This is a genomic window from Bergeyella cardium (assembly GCF_009914665.1).
Classification (GTDB): Bacteria; Bacteroidota; Bacteroidia; order Flavobacteriales; family Weeksellaceae; genus Bergeyella_A; species Bergeyella_A cardium.
The window spans coordinates 743,508-758,402 of the sequence record NZ_CP029149.1; the positions used below are offsets into that span (position 1 = coordinate 743,508).

The window sequence follows — 14,895 nt, forward strand, 5'->3', positions numbered from 1 at the left end:
ACTTCAAATGAAAAAAAGCCTTAAAATTATAGGAATATCCATTACCACCACAAATGAAAATGGAAAATCTGCACAGGATTTGAGTGCTCTTTGGAACAAATTCTACACAGAAAAGATAGCCGAAAAAATACCCGGTACTCTAAATCATAAGATTTATGCTATCTACACCGATTACGAAAATGATTTCAGAGGAAAATATACCGCAATAATAGGAATGGAAGTAAGCTCTTTACATCATATCCCTGAGGGGCTTGTGGGAAGAGCTTTTCCAGAAGAATATTTCACTGAATTTATAGCCAAAGGAGAAATGCCTGCGGCTATTATTAATACCTGGGAGGAGATTTGGCAGAGAGACAAAGACCTCCACCGTGCTTATACTTACGATTTTGAGGTTTATACAGACAAGCCTTCGGAAGTGAGTATATTTATATCCGTAAAAGAAAATTAAATTATAATCAAATGAGAGATTTATCTAAAATGACAAATATCGAGGACTTGCGAGTAAAATGCTATAGCAATGTCCCAAAAATGTTCTATGAATATGTAGATACAGGTTCCTGGTCTCAATCTACTTATCGAGAAAATGTTACTGACTTTGATCCAATAAAATTCCGCCAAAAGATTTTAGTGGATATGGACAACCGTACCTTAGAGACGAAACTCCTCGGGCAAACGGTAAAATTCCCTGCAATGACTGCTCCCGTAGGTTTTATGGGAATGATGTGGGCTGATGGAGAAATCCATATGGCAAGAGCCGCTCAGAAATTCGGCATCCCTTTTACCCTCTCCACAATGTCTATATGCTCCATAGAAGACCTTGCAGAGGCAGGTATAGAGCCATTCTGGTTTCAGCTGTATGTAATGAGAGACCGAAAGTTTATGAAAGACCTCATCCGCAGAGCAAAAGAAGCAAAATGCTCCGCACTGATGGTTACCGTAGATTTACAAGTATTGGGCAACAGACACAGAGATATTAAAAACGGACTCTCTGCACCTCCTAAATTTACCATCCCGAACCTCATCAACCTTTCTACAAAAATCCCTTGGGGACTTCGCTATCTTAAAAACAGAAGATGGACATTTAGAAACATCGCTGGGCACGCAGAGAATGTAAGCGACCTCTCCTCTCTCTCTTCTTGGACTAAGGAGCAGTTTGACCCATCCCTCAGCTGGGAAGACATCGCAGAGATAAAAGAGCTCTGGGGAGGACCACTTATCTTAAAAGGAATTATGCTCCCAGAAGATGCCGAGCAAGCCGTGAAATACGGAGCAGACTCCATCATCGTGTCTAACCACGGTGGTCGCCAGATGGACGATACCGTTTCCACAATAAAAGCCCTCCCAGATATCGTGAGCGCTGTGGGTAGCCAAACAGAAGTATGGATAGACTCTGGTTTCTACTCTGGGCAAAATATGCTAAAAGCCTGGGCAATGGGTGCAAGAGGTATAATGCTCGGTAGAGCACCTGTATACGGCTTAGGTGCGTATGGCGAAGAGGGAGTAACTCGTGCCCTGCAAATCCTCTACGATGAAATGGATACCACTATGGCATTCGCAGGGCATAGAAACATCCAAGATGTAGATAGTAGCATATTAGTGCCTGGTACTTATCCTACCCCTATTTATAGATAGGCAGTAGGCTTTGTGCAGCAGGCAATAAGTTTTAGGCGTTAAGCAAAAAAGTTTCCATTATTGATTTAATGGAAACTTTTTTATTGCTTACTGAATAAATTTAATCTTGTATGGGGAGGAACTTAGGATATGAGACATTTAACAAAACAAGTTTCCAACATTTAAAATTCCCTAAAAAAACATTTCAAAAAAACATTCACAAACCACTGCTTATTAACTACAAAACAGAAAACGAACTATAAAAGCATTTGATAGAACATTTAACAAATCACAATTATTTTCCCTTATAAAACCCAACTAAAAAAGCCTCGCTCATACGCGAGGCTTTCTAATAATAATTTAAAAATTTAAAAAAATGAAACTATCTTTTCACTTTAAAGGCATCAAGACCTGGGAATACAGCGGTATCTCCGAGTGCTTCTTCTATTCTTAGGAGTTGGTTGTATTTCGCCATTCGGTCTGAACGAGAAGCCGAACCTGTTTTGATTTGTCCACAATTGCACGCCACAGCGAGGTCTGCTATGGTAGCATCTTCGGTTTCACCAGAGCGGTGAGACATTACTGAAGTATATCTATTGTTCTGCGCCATCTGAACCGCATCTAAGGTCTCGGTAAGCGAACCGATTTGGTTTACTTTTACAAGGATTGAATTGGCTACACCTTCTTTTATCCCTCTAGAAAGTCGCTCTACATTGGTTACAAAGAGGTCATCTCCTACGAGCTGTACTCTGCTACCGATTTTATCGGTGAGGAGCTTCCAGCCCTGCCAGTCATCCTCGTGCATACCGTCTTCTATTGAGATGATAGGGTATTTATTGGTAAGCTCAGCGAGGTAATCCACTTGCTCTTCACGGCTTCTATGGGCACCTTTATCGCCTTCAAACTTTCTATAATCGTAGATTCCGTCTTTGTAGAACTCGGAGGAAGCGCAATCAAGGGCAAACATAAAATCGTCCCCAGGTTTGTAGCCTGCCTTTTCCACTGCTTTTAGCAGGGTATCGAGGGCATCTTCTGTACCGTCAAAAGTTGGAGCAAAGCCTCCTTCATCTCCCACCGCAGTGGAGAGACCTCTAGCTTTCAGGATAGATTTCAGGCTATGGAACACCTCAGTACCTTTTCTCAATGCGTGGGAGAAAGAATCTGCCTTCACTGGCATAATCATAAACTCCTGGAAAGCGATAGGTGCATCGGAGTGTGAGCCTCCATTAATCACATTCATCATCGGTACAGGGAGGGTTTTAGCATTTACCCCACCGATGTATTTATAGAGCGGGAGTTTTAGCTCTGCTGCTGCTGCTTTTGCTACTGCGAGAGAGACTCCGAGAATAGCATTTGCTCCGAGGTTTCCCTTGTTTGGAGTAGCATCTAATTCAATCATAATACTGTCGATAAGGTTCTGCTCAAAAACAGAAATCCCCACAATTTCTGGGGCTATTACCTCTCGTACATTTTCTACGGCTTTCAGTACGCCTTTGCCGAGGTACTCGTTACCGCCATCTCTTAGTTCTACAGCTTCGTGCTCGCCAGTAGACGCCCCTGATGGTACGGCAGCTCTACCCATTGCACCACTTTCGGTAAACACATCTACTTCCACAGTAGGGTTACCTCTGGAATCTAAAATCTGTCTTGCTTCAATAAATGAAATATAACTCATAGTATTTGATTTTTACTGCTCACAAATTTAAACATTTTAGAGGGCTTAGCCTTCTTTTTTACTTAAAATTTTGAGACATTATCTCTTTTATTAATTAAGATTACGCTCTTAAATTATCTACAAAAAAGCAATGCCTTAAATAAAGCACTGCTATTAGGGTTAGAGACCCCAGTAAAGGAAGAGGCAATGCCTCCCTCTTAGAAGTTTGCAGATTCTGGGGTTTCATTTTCCACTTTTTTATCAATATCTGTCTTTTTCCCTCGTGAGAAGTTATAGCTTATACCAAAGCTCAGCATATTTTTATTATTGAAAATACGGGTATGTCCCATATAATCTACAAGGCTACCTTCTTGGCTTTTGGTTTTATATTCAGAAGGGGTGCCGATGAAGAGAAGGGCAGCTTTGAACATCCAGTTTCTATGAGAATAGCCAAGAATAAGGTGGTTCTGGTTCTCATTGGTATTGAGGAATGCTCCTCCGATGGAGTAGACAGGGATATTAAACTCGTAATTTAAAAAGAAGTTCTTGTACTGAGAAGAAAGGGTGAAGGTGTTTCCTATAAACTCATTGGTCTTTTTATTACCATTTGCCAGCAGTATGCTCTCGGAGGTAGGCTTAAGAGCAGTTTTGATGGTAAGGAGCTTTGAGCCCAAAGGCTTGATAGCACCCGAAATCTCTCCACTCAAGATTTGATGATAATCAGCATTCTGATAGGTAAGCGCATAGCTATTAAAGCGAGCATCGTATATATACATCTGCTCAATTGCATTATTGATGAAAATATGAGAGAGTGAGGCATTCACATCAAGATACTTGGAATTATAGGAATAGGTAAGGCTATTTCTCCAAGTGGTTTTGGATTTAAGGTAAGGATTCCCTGTTTTTATGATATTGGGAACTACATTGATAACATTAGAGCTGAGCTGCGCACTGGAAGGCGAACCAGGGAAGATGGAGGAATTAAACCTTAGGCTCTTATGTGCATTCAGTTTATAGTGGAGAACGAGCCTTGGGGTAAAAGTCCAGTCATTAAAAGTTTCTTTCTCACTTCGGTTGTGGATGTGCATAAGTCCCGCACCTAATCGGTAAGCGAATTTCTTCCCAAGCCAGCCACTGAGCTCCGTATGGAAATACTGACTGAAATAATTTACACTGTACTCACTATCCCCTGCAAGATTGCTTAGGTCATTAGAGATATGGTTATTAGCAACTTTATAGCCAGAGCTTAGCTTCATCTTCTGAAAGGAATGATGATGGACTACCTCCCCTACAAAAGCGGACTGATTCGTGGTAAGGTACATTCTGTTATTAAAAATATCTACCCCAGTAGAAGCTACCCACTCTCTCTGGTCCTGGTAGGTTTTATTATTATAGGTAGAGCCTACAAGGTTAAAGATAAGCTCATCTTTCTTGCTTAGCTTATTGCTATAATAGAGGTCTAAGGTAGGTTTTAGGTTATGCTGAGAGCTGTAATCATAGATTTTATCCTGCGTAGAAATACTCCCCTGCTCAAAAGTATTGTCACCATTCCCTTTACTGAAAGCATCCATTCTATTAAAGATGAGTTTTGCCTGAAAAGTCTGCTTATCCGAAGGCACAAAGGTATATCTGAAAGCTGCATCTTGGTAGGTATATCCGAAGTGGTCTCTCAGTACTTTGGTAGATTTGTATCGGTCTCCGTGCAGCAGATATTCATAGGTATTATCATATCTTCGGTTGTTATAATCTCTAAGGGAAATAACATATTCCAGCCCAAAATCGTGCTTCCCACGCGTATGAGAAAAGTAGGCTGTTGCATTTAAGAAACCCGTACTGAATGCCCCAAATACATCTGCACCATAGCTGAGCCCCTGCTCGGGATTTCGGGTAATGACATTTACGAGGGTCTCCGCTCTGCCTTCCCATCGGGTAGGGACGATATCAAAATACTCTACCTTTACCACATTCTCTGGCTGTACGGACTGCAACTGTGCATCGCTCGCCTCTATCCCATTAATAAGAAAAAGTACGGTACCTCCTTTTATACTGGCAATCTTGTTAGACAGCGGGGTCGTGCTTCAGCTCTGGAAGCGTTACGAGTAAATCTTTGGAATGCCGAGCGCTTTTTATCGCGTCTTGGTCAAACGAATACACTGCTTTATCAGCATACTGTTTCTTTCTCTGTGCTTTTAGGAGAACTTCCTGTATCTCCTTAGATGGTAAGGACAGGCTATCCTTCTCCTGCCCATAAAATATTCCTGCGCTTAGCAATGATAAAATAACAATAGTTTTCTTCATATAAATAAGTTTATAAAATAAAATTGAATTAATAGTATTATTGGCTAATTGGTACATTAAACACCCCCATTGTTACAAAAAAACATCGTAGAATAAATATAAATTATCAGTTAAATAAAAAAGAGTGCTTGCTTCATTAAGCCAAGCTAAAAGCATAAAAAAGCCTCAACAAAAATTGCTGAGACTTTCCTTTGTTTAATATTTAAAATCCTTATTATGCCTTTACATAAAGTACCTTTTTTATGGCATCTTTCACGGTTTCCAATTTTGGGAACCACTCTGCGAACAATGCTGCAGAATAAGGCGCAGGCGCATCTGGCGTTGTAATTCTCTTAACAGGTGCATCAAGGTAGTCAAATGCCTTTTGCTGTACCATATAAGTAATCTCAGAAGCCACAGAACCGAAAGGCCAAGCCTCTTCCAATACAACCAATCTATTGGTTTTCTTCACAGAGTTGAGGATAGTATCATAATCCAATGGGCGTACAGTTCTAAGATCTACTACCTCTACAGAGATACCTTCTTTCGCTAAATCTTCCGCTGCTTGTAGTGCGAGTTTCATTATCTTACCAAAAGAAACGATGGTTACATCCGTACCCTCTCTCTTTACATCTGCTTTACCAAGTGGCAGGTAGTATTCCTCTTCTGGGATTTCCATTTTATCGCCATACATCTGCTCAGATTCCATAAAAATTACTGGGTCATTGTCCTGTATAGCAGATTTAAGCAAGCCTTTTGCATCGTACGGGTTAGAAGGTACTACAACCTTCAGACCTGGGCAGTTGGCATACCAGCTTTCAAGTGCTTGTGAGTGCGTAGCACCGAGCTGACCAGCAGATGCCGTAGGCCCTCTAAATACGATTGGACAATTCCACTGCCCACCGCTCATCTGGCGGATTTTCGCAGCATTATTAATAATCTGGTCTATCCCCACAAGAGAGAAGTTGAAAGTCATAAACTCTACAATAGGTCTGTTACCATTCATCGCTGCACCTACGGAGATACCCGCAAAACCGAGCTCAGCAATAGGAGAGTCTATTACTCTCTTAGGTCCAAACTCATCAAGCATACCTTTGGAAGCCTTATAAGCTCCGTTATACTCTGCTACTTCTTCTCCAATAAGGTAAATGGATTCATCTTTACGCATTTCCTCGCTCATTGCTTGAGCAATCACTTCACGGAAAGTATATTCTGCCATAATTTTCTTAAAATTTTAGGGACAAAAGTAATGATTTTATATTTAATGGTAAGTCTTAAGACGAAAAATAAATTTATCGCTCTGCTACCAAATACTCCACAGCCAGTGAATACCCCCTAAGACCAAATCCAGAGAGCAAAGCATCGGTATAAGCTGCGGTTACAGACTTCTGCCGAAACTCCTCTCGCTGATAGATATTACTGATATGCACTTCTACTTTGGGTTTAGAGATATTTTTAAGGCAATCGGCAATCGCATAAGAATAATGAGTAAAAGCTCCAGCATTAATCACCAAAGCATCAAAATCCTCAGATTGTAGTCGGTTGATTAGCTCCCCCTCTACATTAGACTGAAAATAGAGAATCTCGTGCTGTGGAAACTCGTCTTTCAGCTGTGCGAGGTAGTCCTCCATAGTCGTACTGCCATATATTTCGGGCTCTCTTTTACCCAAAAGATTAAGGTTTGCACCATTTGCGATGAGTATTTTCATTATTTAGATATTTCGTTATACAAATTTTCTATAAAACTATGAGCCGTTTCATTGCTCTTCTTAATCTGCTGAAGGGTCGTTGGTAAATACCAGCCTTTTCCCTTTACAGAGAGGTTTTCGCAATAGGCTAATACCTCTACCTCGCAGCAGTCCGTAAACCAAATCCATTCATTTTTTATGCTTTCAGGAGTAGTTTTAGGACTGCCTATTACCTCTACCAATGCGATCACTTTAGCTCCATGGCGCACGAGTACCCTATCTCCTTTTTGAATTTTATAAAATTCTGCAATGGGCTTTCCACTGCACCCAATAAGGTTTTGAGACAGTATATTCCTGATTTCCTCTACTCCCCAATTCATCTTATTGGGATGAAGCTGTATATGCCAGTAATTCATTTATTCGATAAAAAATTTATCATACTCAACTCGCAAATTTAGGAAAGATTATTTTTAGCATTAGATAATAAAGAATACTATTTTTAAACAAAAAAATTATTCAGATAAAATACTAAACTTATACAAATTCTGTTAATGGATTTATAAATTCAGATATAATGAAAAAGGTAATGATAAGCCTTGCTATGTTTTTTATGGCACAATTATTTCATAGCCAAGCATGGAATGGCGCAGGAGACCAAAAAGCACAAGCAGGTTTCAGTGCCTGGGGTAATGGAGTAGGAATTACGGGAACTTATGATTATGGCTTGTCCGACCTTATTTCCGTAGGTGGAGGTCTTAATCTCTACTTTGATAATAAGAAAGATAACGATTTTTTTATTTTCGGGAGAGTAAATTTCCACCTTCAAGATGCACTCCAACTTTCTGACCAATTAGATATTTATCCTGGTGCAGATATAGGTGTATTGGGTAATTCTTTCGGTTTAGGTGTACATTTAGGCGTGAGGTATTACTTCACTGAGAAATTTGGAGCCTTTGCCGAAATAGGAAATAACGGAAGCATAGGCGTTTCCATTAACTTATAGAAAATTTTTAAAAAATTATAAATTATGAAAAAAAACATTTTTGCAGTAGCTATCGCGCTATTCGGGATGCTAAGCATCTCTAATGTACAGGCACAGTCTTACAGAACTTCTTTGGGGCTTAATATAGACTTGGGAGATGGAGGTACATATGTAGGGCCACAAGTAAAACACTTCTTTAATAAAAACAGTGCTCTTGATGGTCAGCTCCTCTTCGGTAAGGGTATCTCTGCATCTATTGGAGTAAACTATACCTATAACGAGCCTATACCTGGTGCAAGAGGTCTGGCTTGGTATGTGGGTATCGGACCTAATATTTCTTTTCCAAAAGGTGGAGGCAATGCATTATTCGCTCTTAGACCGCAAGTGGGCTTAGAATTTAAAATCCCAAGTGCTCCTCTTGCAATGCACTTTGACTGGAAACCTTTGTGGAACCTTTCGCAAGAATCTAACTTCATTGCAGGAAGATTTAGCATAGGGTTTAAATATGCTTTTAAATAACTTTTTACTTTTAACATTAAATCAAAACACCGCTTTAAAATTTAAAGCGGTGTTTATTTTTTATTTTTTCTTTTCAGCTTTTGGATCTGCTTCTGGGAATCTCGCGAGTGTATATTCTCTGGATATGGCAGCCTTTTCAAATTTCAGCTTTCCAGAAAGGGTTTCTATCACTACACCATCTTCCTGTATCTGGGCTATTCTCCCGTGGAGCCCTGAGGTGGTAACCACTCTACTCCCTACTTTTAATGACTCTTGGAAGGTTTTCTCCTGCTTCTGCTTTTTCATCTGTGGGCGAATCATCACAAAATACATAAAAGCGATAAACGCTACAAAAAGGAAAATCATCTGTGCTCCGCCTCCCGCTGGCTGTGCTTGTAATATAGATAACATTTTTATTTAATATTTAAGGTTTAATTACATTCGCTGTAAAACTAATCATAATAGGCGAGCGCTCTACATTGGCAAAAATCTGCGCCTGTTTTTGCTGTGCTCCTTCAAAATTGGAGGAATTAAATTTTAGGGTAATCTGCCCTTTCTTTCCAGGGAGTATGGGCTCTTGGGTATAAGCTGGCGCTGTACAACCACAGCCTGGCACTACTTTAGAAATCACAAGTGGGTTATTTCCAATATTGGTAACCTCATAAGTATGCTCTACGCTCTCGCCTTTTTTCACATCACCGAAATCGTGGCTGTTTTCAGACAGCGCAAGAGAAGTAAGCTCGGAAGGTTGCTCCATATCATTAACCTCAGCTTCTTCCTGCACCATTTGCTCTATAAGTTCGGAGCTGTCCATTTCTACTTTTTCTTCCTTTTTGCAGGCGGAAGCACTGAGCAATCCTAAACAAAGTATCGTTAAAATTAATTTTTTCATTTTATATAATAATTAAACTATTCTATTGATATCTTTTATGTATTTATCCAATATTCCATTAATAAATATATTGGAACGGTCTGTGGAGAAGACTTTTGATATTTCAATATATTCGTTGATAATCACTCTACTCGGCGTAAGCGGGAAGGAATCTATCTCCGAAATCGCTACACTGAGTATCACTTTATCCATTGTGGAGATTCTTTCCAGCTCCCAGTTGAGGAGTCGTTCTTCTAATTTTTTCTCCGTATTTTCCAAGTTGTTGAGGGTATCTCTCAGCATTTTTGATGCAAATGAGCGGTCTTCGTCGTCTTTTACCATTTTGATCAGCGTATGAGAAGCCTCATCTTCTTTCATAAAGCCAAGGGTTTTCTGCACCATAGAGTTTGCGATATGTATATCATCTGCCCAAGAGAGCTCCCGGTCCTCTACATAAGTATGGAAATCGCTATTCTCTGCCACATATTTTAGGAAGAGCTTCCCGATAAATTTCTGGTCCTCTTCAAAAGAGTTTTCTGCAGACTTCATATAGTCGTTATATCGTTTGCCTGCCACTATCTTTTGGAAAGTTTTTACGAGGAGATCGTCGTGCAAATCCCATTTCAAATCCTGGTGAGAGCCTGTAAATACAAGGCGTTCGGTATTAGCTTCCAGCTGTTCCAGCACTCGGTTGTCTATAAATTTTCGGTTGGGGTTGAGCTCGGTTTCAGATTTCAGGAATTTATTCCTGCCGATCTCCAATTGCTGTTCTGCCAGTTGCTTTAAGCCCACCAAAAAATTCAGCTCATAAATGTAGAGATTAAAAATTTTTTCAATCTCTGTAAACATATTCTTTTCCAGTGTACTAAACTGTATTGGATTTTGGAAATAGGCATAGACTGCCATCACTACTTTTTCCCTAATTTGTCTTCTTCCTAACATTCAAAGAACTTTTTTAATGCCGGCAAAGATATCATTTTTTAATAAACTCCCTTACCGAGCTGTCAGTAACTTTTTTATTCGTATATGATTTTTTATTAATTACTCGATTTTTTATTTTGGCGACCAATTCACAACTATTAATTGCTCGCTTTTTTATTTTGGCGACCAATTCACAACTATTAATTGCTCGACTTTTTATTTTGGCGACCAATTCACAACTATTAATTGGCTCACTTTTTATTTTGGTGGCCAATTCACAATTATTAATGGTCATTTTTTATCTTGGAATGATATTTTCATATATTCGCGCTCGTTAAATAAAAAACTTCACAATGAAATTACCAAAGAAAATTGCCCTTACAGCAGCCGCAGGATTCTTATTCCACCTCGGTTTTGCTCAGAGCGTACAAGAAGGAATTCAAAATGTGGATAGCCACAAATTCGGGAAAGCAAGAGAAATTTATAATACAATGATTTCCTCTTCCCCAAAAGATGCAGATAACTATTTCTACCTTGGTAATACCTACATCACACAGTTTGAACCCAATTTTTCTAAAGCCGAAGAATACTTCAAAAAAGGTCTGGAAATCAACTCCAAAAACTATCTGAATAAAATCGGTCTTGCGAGCATCAAACTCGGGAAAGGAGATAAATCTGCCATTACAGAAATACAAAACATCGTAAAAGACTCTCGCGAAAAAGACACCGAAGTGCTCTACAGAGCTGCCGAAGCCCTTACAATGTATGAGAAAAACAATGCGCCTGACTTAGCGATAGACTACCTCAACAAGGCAATTGAGAAGGCTCAGAAAAACGGCATACCTGCTCACTTCTACTACACTCTCGGTGATGCTTACAGGCTTAAAAAAGATGCAGGAAAAGCAATGACTGCCTATGATAATGCTGCTTCAGTAGCTAGGAACAAAGCCTCTGTATTTACCCGTATGGCTTCCCTGTGGATGGCAGCTCAGCAGTGGCAACAAGCAAAGCAGAACATCGATAAAGCGATTTCTGCCGACCCGTCTTACGCTCCTGTATACAAAGTAAAAGCGGCTTATGACATCAGATACCAGCAGAACCAATTGGCGACTCAAGACCTCATCAACTATGCTAAATACGCAGATGAAGACCCTTATACCCAACTTGAAATCGCTAAACTTTTCTTTACTAATGAAGATTATACGAACTCCAAAGCTACACTCAATAAGGTGTTTGACAAAGTAGATGATGTAATCAAATTCAAACTCAAAGCCTACTTAGACTACGCAGATGGAGAGTATGCCTCTGCAAAGCAAAATATGGAGAACTTCATTTCCAAAGCAGAGAAAGAGAGAATACAACCCAGCGACCAAGGGCTTTTAGGGCTGATAGATGCAGGCTTGGCAAAAGACGAGAAAGACGAAGCTAAAAAACAGCAACTCTTAACCGAGTCAAAAGCAAAAATTGCCATTGCTAAAAATGCAAAAGACACCACCCTCAAATGGGATGAAGAGCTCATAAAACTCTCTGGCTCTTCTGCTGCTAATGAAGCTGCTGCCAACGCTGGACCTTCCTCACCAGAGATTGAGGACTTAAAGAAAAAAGTAGCTGCCAATCCTCAGGATACAGATGCGTTATTTAAACTTGCCAATGCTTACCAAAATGTAAAAAACTGGAATGGTGCCGCATTTACTTGGCAGAAGATGATTAATCTGCTCCCAGACTGGGCTCCTGCTTATTACAGCCAGGGCTATGCTTATCAGCAAGCGAAAAACAATGAAATGGCAAAACTCTCCTATGAGAATTATATCTCAAAAATAACTCCTGCGGAAGTAGCTGCCAACAAAGAGCCTCTTTCCTACGCTTATTTTGCAGTAGCATATATGGTAAAAGACTCCGATCAGCAAAAGGCAAAAGCCTATGTTGATAAATCTCTTGAGCTCAACCGTACTTATCAAGATGCTATAAACCTGAATCAACAATTGAATAGTTCGAATAAGCAATTAAATAAATAGATTAAACACTGTAAAAAACTTTCTCCCTGTGAGGAAGTTTTTTTATCCATTCATTAAAAAACAACCCTTATGAAAGTAGATATTTTAGCCATAGGTGCCCATCCAGACGATGTAGAATTAGGCTGTGGAGGCACACTTGCAAAGCTCATCTCCGAAGGTAAAAAAGTTGCAATTATAGACCTTACTGAGGGAGAATTAGGAACTCGTGGTACCGCCGAGACCCGAAAAGAAGAAGCTGCTAATGCTGCGAAAATATTAGAGGTATCTGCAAGGGAAAACCTCAAGATGAAAGATGGCTTTCTTCAAAATTCTGAAGAATATCAGCTTCGCATCATTAAAATGATAAGGAAATACCAACCCGAAATTGTCTTTGCAAATGCGATAGACGACAGGCACCCAGACCACGCCAAAGCAGCAAAATTAGCTTCCGACGCCTGCTTCCTTTCAGGATTGATTAAAATTAAAACCTTAGACGACGGAGGAAACCTACAAACCTTCTGGCGACCAAAACAGGTTTTTCATTACATCCAATGGAAAAACATAACTCCTGACTTTGTAATAGACATCTCGGACTTCATAGATAAAAAAATAGAAGCCTGCCTTGCCTACAAAACGCAGTTCTACGACCCATCTTCAAACGAACCAATGACACCCATCGCTACAAAAGACTTTTTAGAAAGTCTTACTTACAGAGCTCAGGATTTAGGGCGACTATCGGGTGTAACTTATGCCGAAGGTTTTACCGTAGAAAAAACCTTAGCATTAAAAAATTTTGATGGAATAATTTTGTAGTTATACAAAAAATATTATATTTGCACTCGCAAAACGGTGATTGTAGCTCAGTTGGTTAGAGCGTCAGATTGTGGTCCTGAAGGTCGTCGGTTCGATCCCGATCAGTCACCCAAAAAAAGAAGCCCTAAATTTTAAGGCTTCTTTTTTTTATTGATAAATGATTTCCTCCACAAAAAAAAGCTGAGATACATTATATCCCAGCTTTTTATCTTTTTATTCTATTCGCTTATGATTGCTTATCATCTCTCTTTCTGAAATAGATTTTATCATTAAGCCACTCTTCAATAGCAAAGGAAGTAGGCTTAGGGAGCTTCTCATAATGTCTTGAAATCTCAATCTGCTCTCTATTTTCAAAAACCTCTTCCAAAGAGCCATTATGGTCTGCAAATTCTTCGAGTTTCTTACGAAGGTCTTCTCTCATATTAGCATTAATCTGCTCTGCTCTTTTCCCCATAATCACGATAGCCTCGTAAATAGAGCCTACCTTTTCCTCAATTTTATTCTTGTCGTAAGTAATGGTTGTAATTTCTGCTTTATAATCTTTCGCACTCATTGTAAGTGTATTATTTAAGTTTTAAATAAAAAAGTTTTGCAAAGATAGATATTATCTTCTAATCTTGAAAGTTGTTGAGCTTTTAGTCTCCGTACTCACTTCTTCTTTAGTGCTTAGATTCTTCTGCTCTTTCTCGGCTTTTTTCTCTTCCTGCTTCTTCTGTTCGGCTTTTTGTTTTTCTAAAACCGTTGCTTTATGAGCTTCTACCTCTGCTTCGAGTTTTATAAACTTTTCTTTTTCTCTTTCTAACTTCTCTCTTAAAGCCACTGCCGTTTTTGAATATTCAGTATTTGGGAGTTCTTTTTCAATAAACTTGGTATAGGCCTCTGCATTATTTAATCTTTCTTTCTTTAAATCAAATTTAGAATTTACTGCCAGTTCATATTTAGACTTTAAGATATAGTCATAAATCTTAGGGCGGAGTTTCGTAGCGGGGAAATCCTCCAATATATTCTCAAAAGCGATATCAGAAGATTTATAAAGCCCCATTTTAAAATACTGCTTTGCATTTTCATAGGCTTTAAACTCCTGCTTATACATTAGCTCTTCTATTAGCTGATTGATATTTTTTGAGCGCTCAGAATTAGGATATTTATTAATAAAGTCTTGAAGCTCATTAATCGCCAAATCTGTATTCGTCTGGTCTAAATTATAATCCAAAGAGCCTTCATAATAGCAGAGTGCTGCCATATAAGAGGCTTCCTCACGCCTTGCATCATCTGGATAAGAGGCTGAAAAATTCTTAAACTGATGCCCTGCTAACCTGTAATTCTTTTGATAATAATTCGCATACGCAGAATTATACACCACATTAGGCGCATCATCTGTACCTGCTACTAAATTTGGCAATCTATCGTAGAGCGAGAGCGCCTTGCCCCATTTCTTCTTAGCAAAATACTCATTCGCCGTTTCAAGAATAAAATCCTTATCAGCGCTTTTCATTGCTTGGTTCATCCTGTTATTACAAGACGAAAGCCCTAAGGCTACGAGAAGTATTATACTGAACTTCTTCATATATCAGTAATACAAAATT

General features: G+C 39.3%; 17 protein-coding genes and 1 tRNA gene. 7 read left to right on the forward strand and 11 right to left on the reverse strand.

Annotated features, from left to right (window positions below; all coding sequences use genetic code 11):
• Positions 1-7 precede the first annotated feature (7 nt).
• Together DBX24_RS03375 and DBX24_RS03380 are read left to right on the forward strand one after the other, a co-directional pair.
• Positions 8-448 carry a GyrI-like domain-containing protein gene (locus DBX24_RS03375; RefSeq protein WP_120488380.1) on the forward strand — a complete coding sequence of 147 codons (441 nt, stop codon included), beginning with the start codon at positions 8-10 and terminating at the stop codon, positions 446-448.
• Positions 449-459: 11 nt separating this feature from the next.
• Complete coding sequence (locus DBX24_RS03380) at positions 460-1,632, forward strand: alpha-hydroxy acid oxidase (protein WP_160223989.1); 1,173 nt, start codon at positions 460-462, stop codon at positions 1,630-1,632.
• 361 nt (positions 1,633-1,993) lie between these two features.
• Here the strand turns inward: DBX24_RS03380 and eno are convergent, their stop codons facing one another.
• The 6 genes from eno to DBX24_RS03405 form a co-directional block, all read right to left on the reverse strand.
• Positions 1,994-3,286: a phosphopyruvate hydratase gene (gene eno / locus DBX24_RS03385; RefSeq protein ID WP_160223990.1), complete on the reverse strand. Its 1,293-nt coding sequence runs from the start codon at positions 3,284-3,286 to the stop codon at positions 1,994-1,996.
• A gap of 197 nt (positions 3,287-3,483) precedes the next feature.
• Entirely contained in the window at positions 3,484-5,253 is a 1,770-nt protein-coding gene (locus DBX24_RS03390; protein ID WP_245957161.1) for an outer membrane beta-barrel protein, read from the reverse strand.
• A gap of 70 nt (positions 5,254-5,323) precedes the next feature.
• Entirely contained in the window at positions 5,324-5,563 is a 240-nt protein-coding gene (locus DBX24_RS09385; protein ID WP_245957160.1) for a hypothetical protein, read from the reverse strand.
• Positions 5,564-5,777: 214 nt separating this feature from the next.
• Entirely contained in the window at positions 5,778-6,761 is a 984-nt protein-coding gene (locus DBX24_RS03395; RefSeq protein ID WP_120488377.1) for a pyruvate dehydrogenase complex E1 component subunit beta, read from the reverse strand.
• 73 nt (positions 6,762-6,834) lie between these two features.
• Entirely contained in the window at positions 6,835-7,251 is a 417-nt protein-coding gene (locus tag DBX24_RS03400) for a type II 3-dehydroquinate dehydratase (protein ID WP_120488376.1), read from the reverse strand.
• On the reverse strand, positions 7,251-7,646 hold the full coding sequence (locus DBX24_RS03405; RefSeq protein ID WP_120488375.1) for a hypothetical protein: 396 nt from the start codon (positions 7,644-7,646) through the stop codon (positions 7,251-7,253). Before DBX24_RS03405 ends, DBX24_RS03400 begins: the two co-directional genes overlap by 1 nt.
• Before the next feature lie 158 nt (positions 7,647-7,804).
• On the opposite strand from DBX24_RS03405, the gene DBX24_RS03410 reads away from it, so the two are divergent.
• Positions 7,805-8,233, forward strand: coding sequence for a DUF6646 family protein (locus DBX24_RS03410; RefSeq protein ID WP_120488374.1), 429 nt, complete (start codon positions 7,805-7,807; stop codon positions 8,231-8,233).
• 24 nt (positions 8,234-8,257) lie between these two features.
• Entirely contained in the window at positions 8,258-8,731 is a 474-nt protein-coding gene (locus DBX24_RS03415; protein ID WP_120488373.1) for a hypothetical protein, read from the forward strand.
• Between the two features lie 60 nt (positions 8,732-8,791).
• On the opposite strand, the gene yajC is transcribed toward DBX24_RS03415, so the two are convergent.
• Genes yajC through nusB form a run of 3 tightly spaced genes read right to left on the reverse strand, consistent with a single transcriptional unit; the run spans position 8,792 to position 10,523 of the window.
• Positions 8,792-9,127 (reverse strand): preprotein translocase subunit YajC, encoded by a 336-nt coding sequence (gene yajC, locus DBX24_RS03420; protein ID WP_374210832.1) that lies wholly within the window; start codon positions 9,125-9,127, stop codon positions 8,792-8,794.
• A gap of 7 nt (positions 9,128-9,134) precedes the next feature.
• Positions 9,135-9,602, reverse strand: a complete 468-nt coding sequence (locus tag DBX24_RS03425; protein WP_120488371.1) for a DUF1573 domain-containing protein — start codon at positions 9,600-9,602, stop codon at positions 9,135-9,137.
• A gap of 12 nt (positions 9,603-9,614) precedes the next feature.
• Positions 9,615-10,523 carry a transcription antitermination factor NusB gene (nusB, locus tag DBX24_RS03430; protein WP_120488370.1) on the reverse strand — a complete coding sequence of 303 codons (909 nt, stop codon included), beginning with the start codon at positions 10,521-10,523 and terminating at the stop codon, positions 9,615-9,617.
• A gap of 332 nt (positions 10,524-10,855) precedes the next feature.
• Between nusB and DBX24_RS03435 the strand changes: the two genes are divergently transcribed.
• The 3 genes from DBX24_RS03435 (at position 10,856) to DBX24_RS03445 (ending at position 13,419) form a co-directional block, all read left to right on the forward strand.
• Positions 10,856-12,517: a tetratricopeptide repeat protein gene (locus tag DBX24_RS03435; RefSeq protein ID WP_120488368.1), complete on the forward strand. Its 1,662-nt coding sequence runs from the start codon at positions 10,856-10,858 to the stop codon at positions 12,515-12,517.
• A gap of 69 nt (positions 12,518-12,586) precedes the next feature.
• Entirely contained in the window at positions 12,587-13,309 is a 723-nt protein-coding gene (bshB1, locus tag DBX24_RS03440; protein ID WP_160223991.1) for a bacillithiol biosynthesis deacetylase BshB1, read from the forward strand.
• A 36-nt stretch (positions 13,310-13,345) separates the two neighbouring features.
• A tRNA-His gene (locus tag DBX24_RS03445) sits at positions 13,346-13,419 on the forward strand.
• 116 nt (positions 13,420-13,535) lie between these two features.
• On the opposite strand, the gene DBX24_RS03450 is transcribed toward DBX24_RS03445, so the two are convergent.
• The gene (locus tag DBX24_RS03450) at positions 13,536-13,862 is read right to left on the reverse strand and encodes a DNA-directed RNA polymerase subunit omega (RefSeq protein WP_120488366.1); all 327 of its coding nucleotides are present in this window, start codon (positions 13,860-13,862) and stop codon (positions 13,536-13,538) included.
• Between the two features lie 51 nt (positions 13,863-13,913).
• Positions 13,914-14,876 (reverse strand): outer membrane protein assembly factor BamD, encoded by a 963-nt coding sequence (locus DBX24_RS03455; protein ID WP_120488365.1) that lies wholly within the window; start codon positions 14,874-14,876, stop codon positions 13,914-13,916.
• Between the last annotated feature and the right edge of the window lie 19 nt (positions 14,877-14,895).

What these genes read in the sequence shown, in the direction of transcription:
- DBX24_RS03435 (WP_120488368.1), top strand. Translation starts at nt 10,856, where the DNA reads ATGAAATTACCAAAGAAAATTGCCCTTACAGCAGCCGCAGGATTCTTA.
- eno (WP_160223990.1), bottom strand. Translation starts at nt 3,286, where the DNA reads ATGAGTTATATTTCATTTATTGAAGCAAGACAGATTTTAGATTCCAGA.
- DBX24_RS03450 (WP_120488366.1), bottom strand. Translation starts at nt 13,862, where the DNA reads ATGAGTGCGAAAGATTATAAAGCAGAAATTACAACCATTACTTACGAC.
- DBX24_RS03375 (WP_120488380.1), top strand. Translation starts at nt 8, where the DNA reads ATGAAAAAAAGCCTTAAAATTATAGGAATATCCATTACCACCACAAAT.
- DBX24_RS03400 (WP_120488376.1), bottom strand. Translation starts at nt 7,251, where the DNA reads ATGAAAATACTCATCGCAAATGGTGCAAACCTTAATCTTTTGGGTAAA.
- DBX24_RS03455 (WP_120488365.1), bottom strand. Translation starts at nt 14,876, where the DNA reads ATGAAGAAGTTCAGTATAATACTTCTCGTAGCCTTAGGGCTTTCGTCT.
- DBX24_RS03380 (WP_160223989.1), top strand. Translation starts at nt 460, where the DNA reads ATGAGAGATTTATCTAAAATGACAAATATCGAGGACTTGCGAGTAAAA.
- DBX24_RS03425 (WP_120488371.1), bottom strand. Translation starts at nt 9,602, where the DNA reads ATGAAAAAATTAATTTTAACGATACTTTGTTTAGGATTGCTCAGTGCT.
- bshB1 (WP_160223991.1), top strand. Translation starts at nt 12,587, where the DNA reads ATGAAAGTAGATATTTTAGCCATAGGTGCCCATCCAGACGATGTAGAA.
- DBX24_RS03405 (WP_120488375.1), bottom strand. Translation starts at nt 7,646, where the DNA reads ATGAATTACTGGCATATACAGCTTCATCCCAATAAGATGAATTGGGGA.
- DBX24_RS03410 (WP_120488374.1), top strand. Translation starts at nt 7,805, where the DNA reads ATGAAAAAGGTAATGATAAGCCTTGCTATGTTTTTTATGGCACAATTA.
- DBX24_RS03415 (WP_120488373.1), top strand. Translation starts at nt 8,258, where the DNA reads ATGAAAAAAAACATTTTTGCAGTAGCTATCGCGCTATTCGGGATGCTA.
- DBX24_RS09385 (WP_245957160.1), bottom strand. Translation starts at nt 5,563, where the DNA reads ATGAAGAAAACTATTGTTATTTTATCATTGCTAAGCGCAGGAATATTT.
- DBX24_RS03395 (WP_120488377.1), bottom strand. Translation starts at nt 6,761, where the DNA reads ATGGCAGAATATACTTTCCGTGAAGTGATTGCTCAAGCAATGAGCGAG.
- nusB (WP_120488370.1), bottom strand. Translation starts at nt 10,523, where the DNA reads ATGTTAGGAAGAAGACAAATTAGGGAAAAAGTAGTGATGGCAGTCTAT.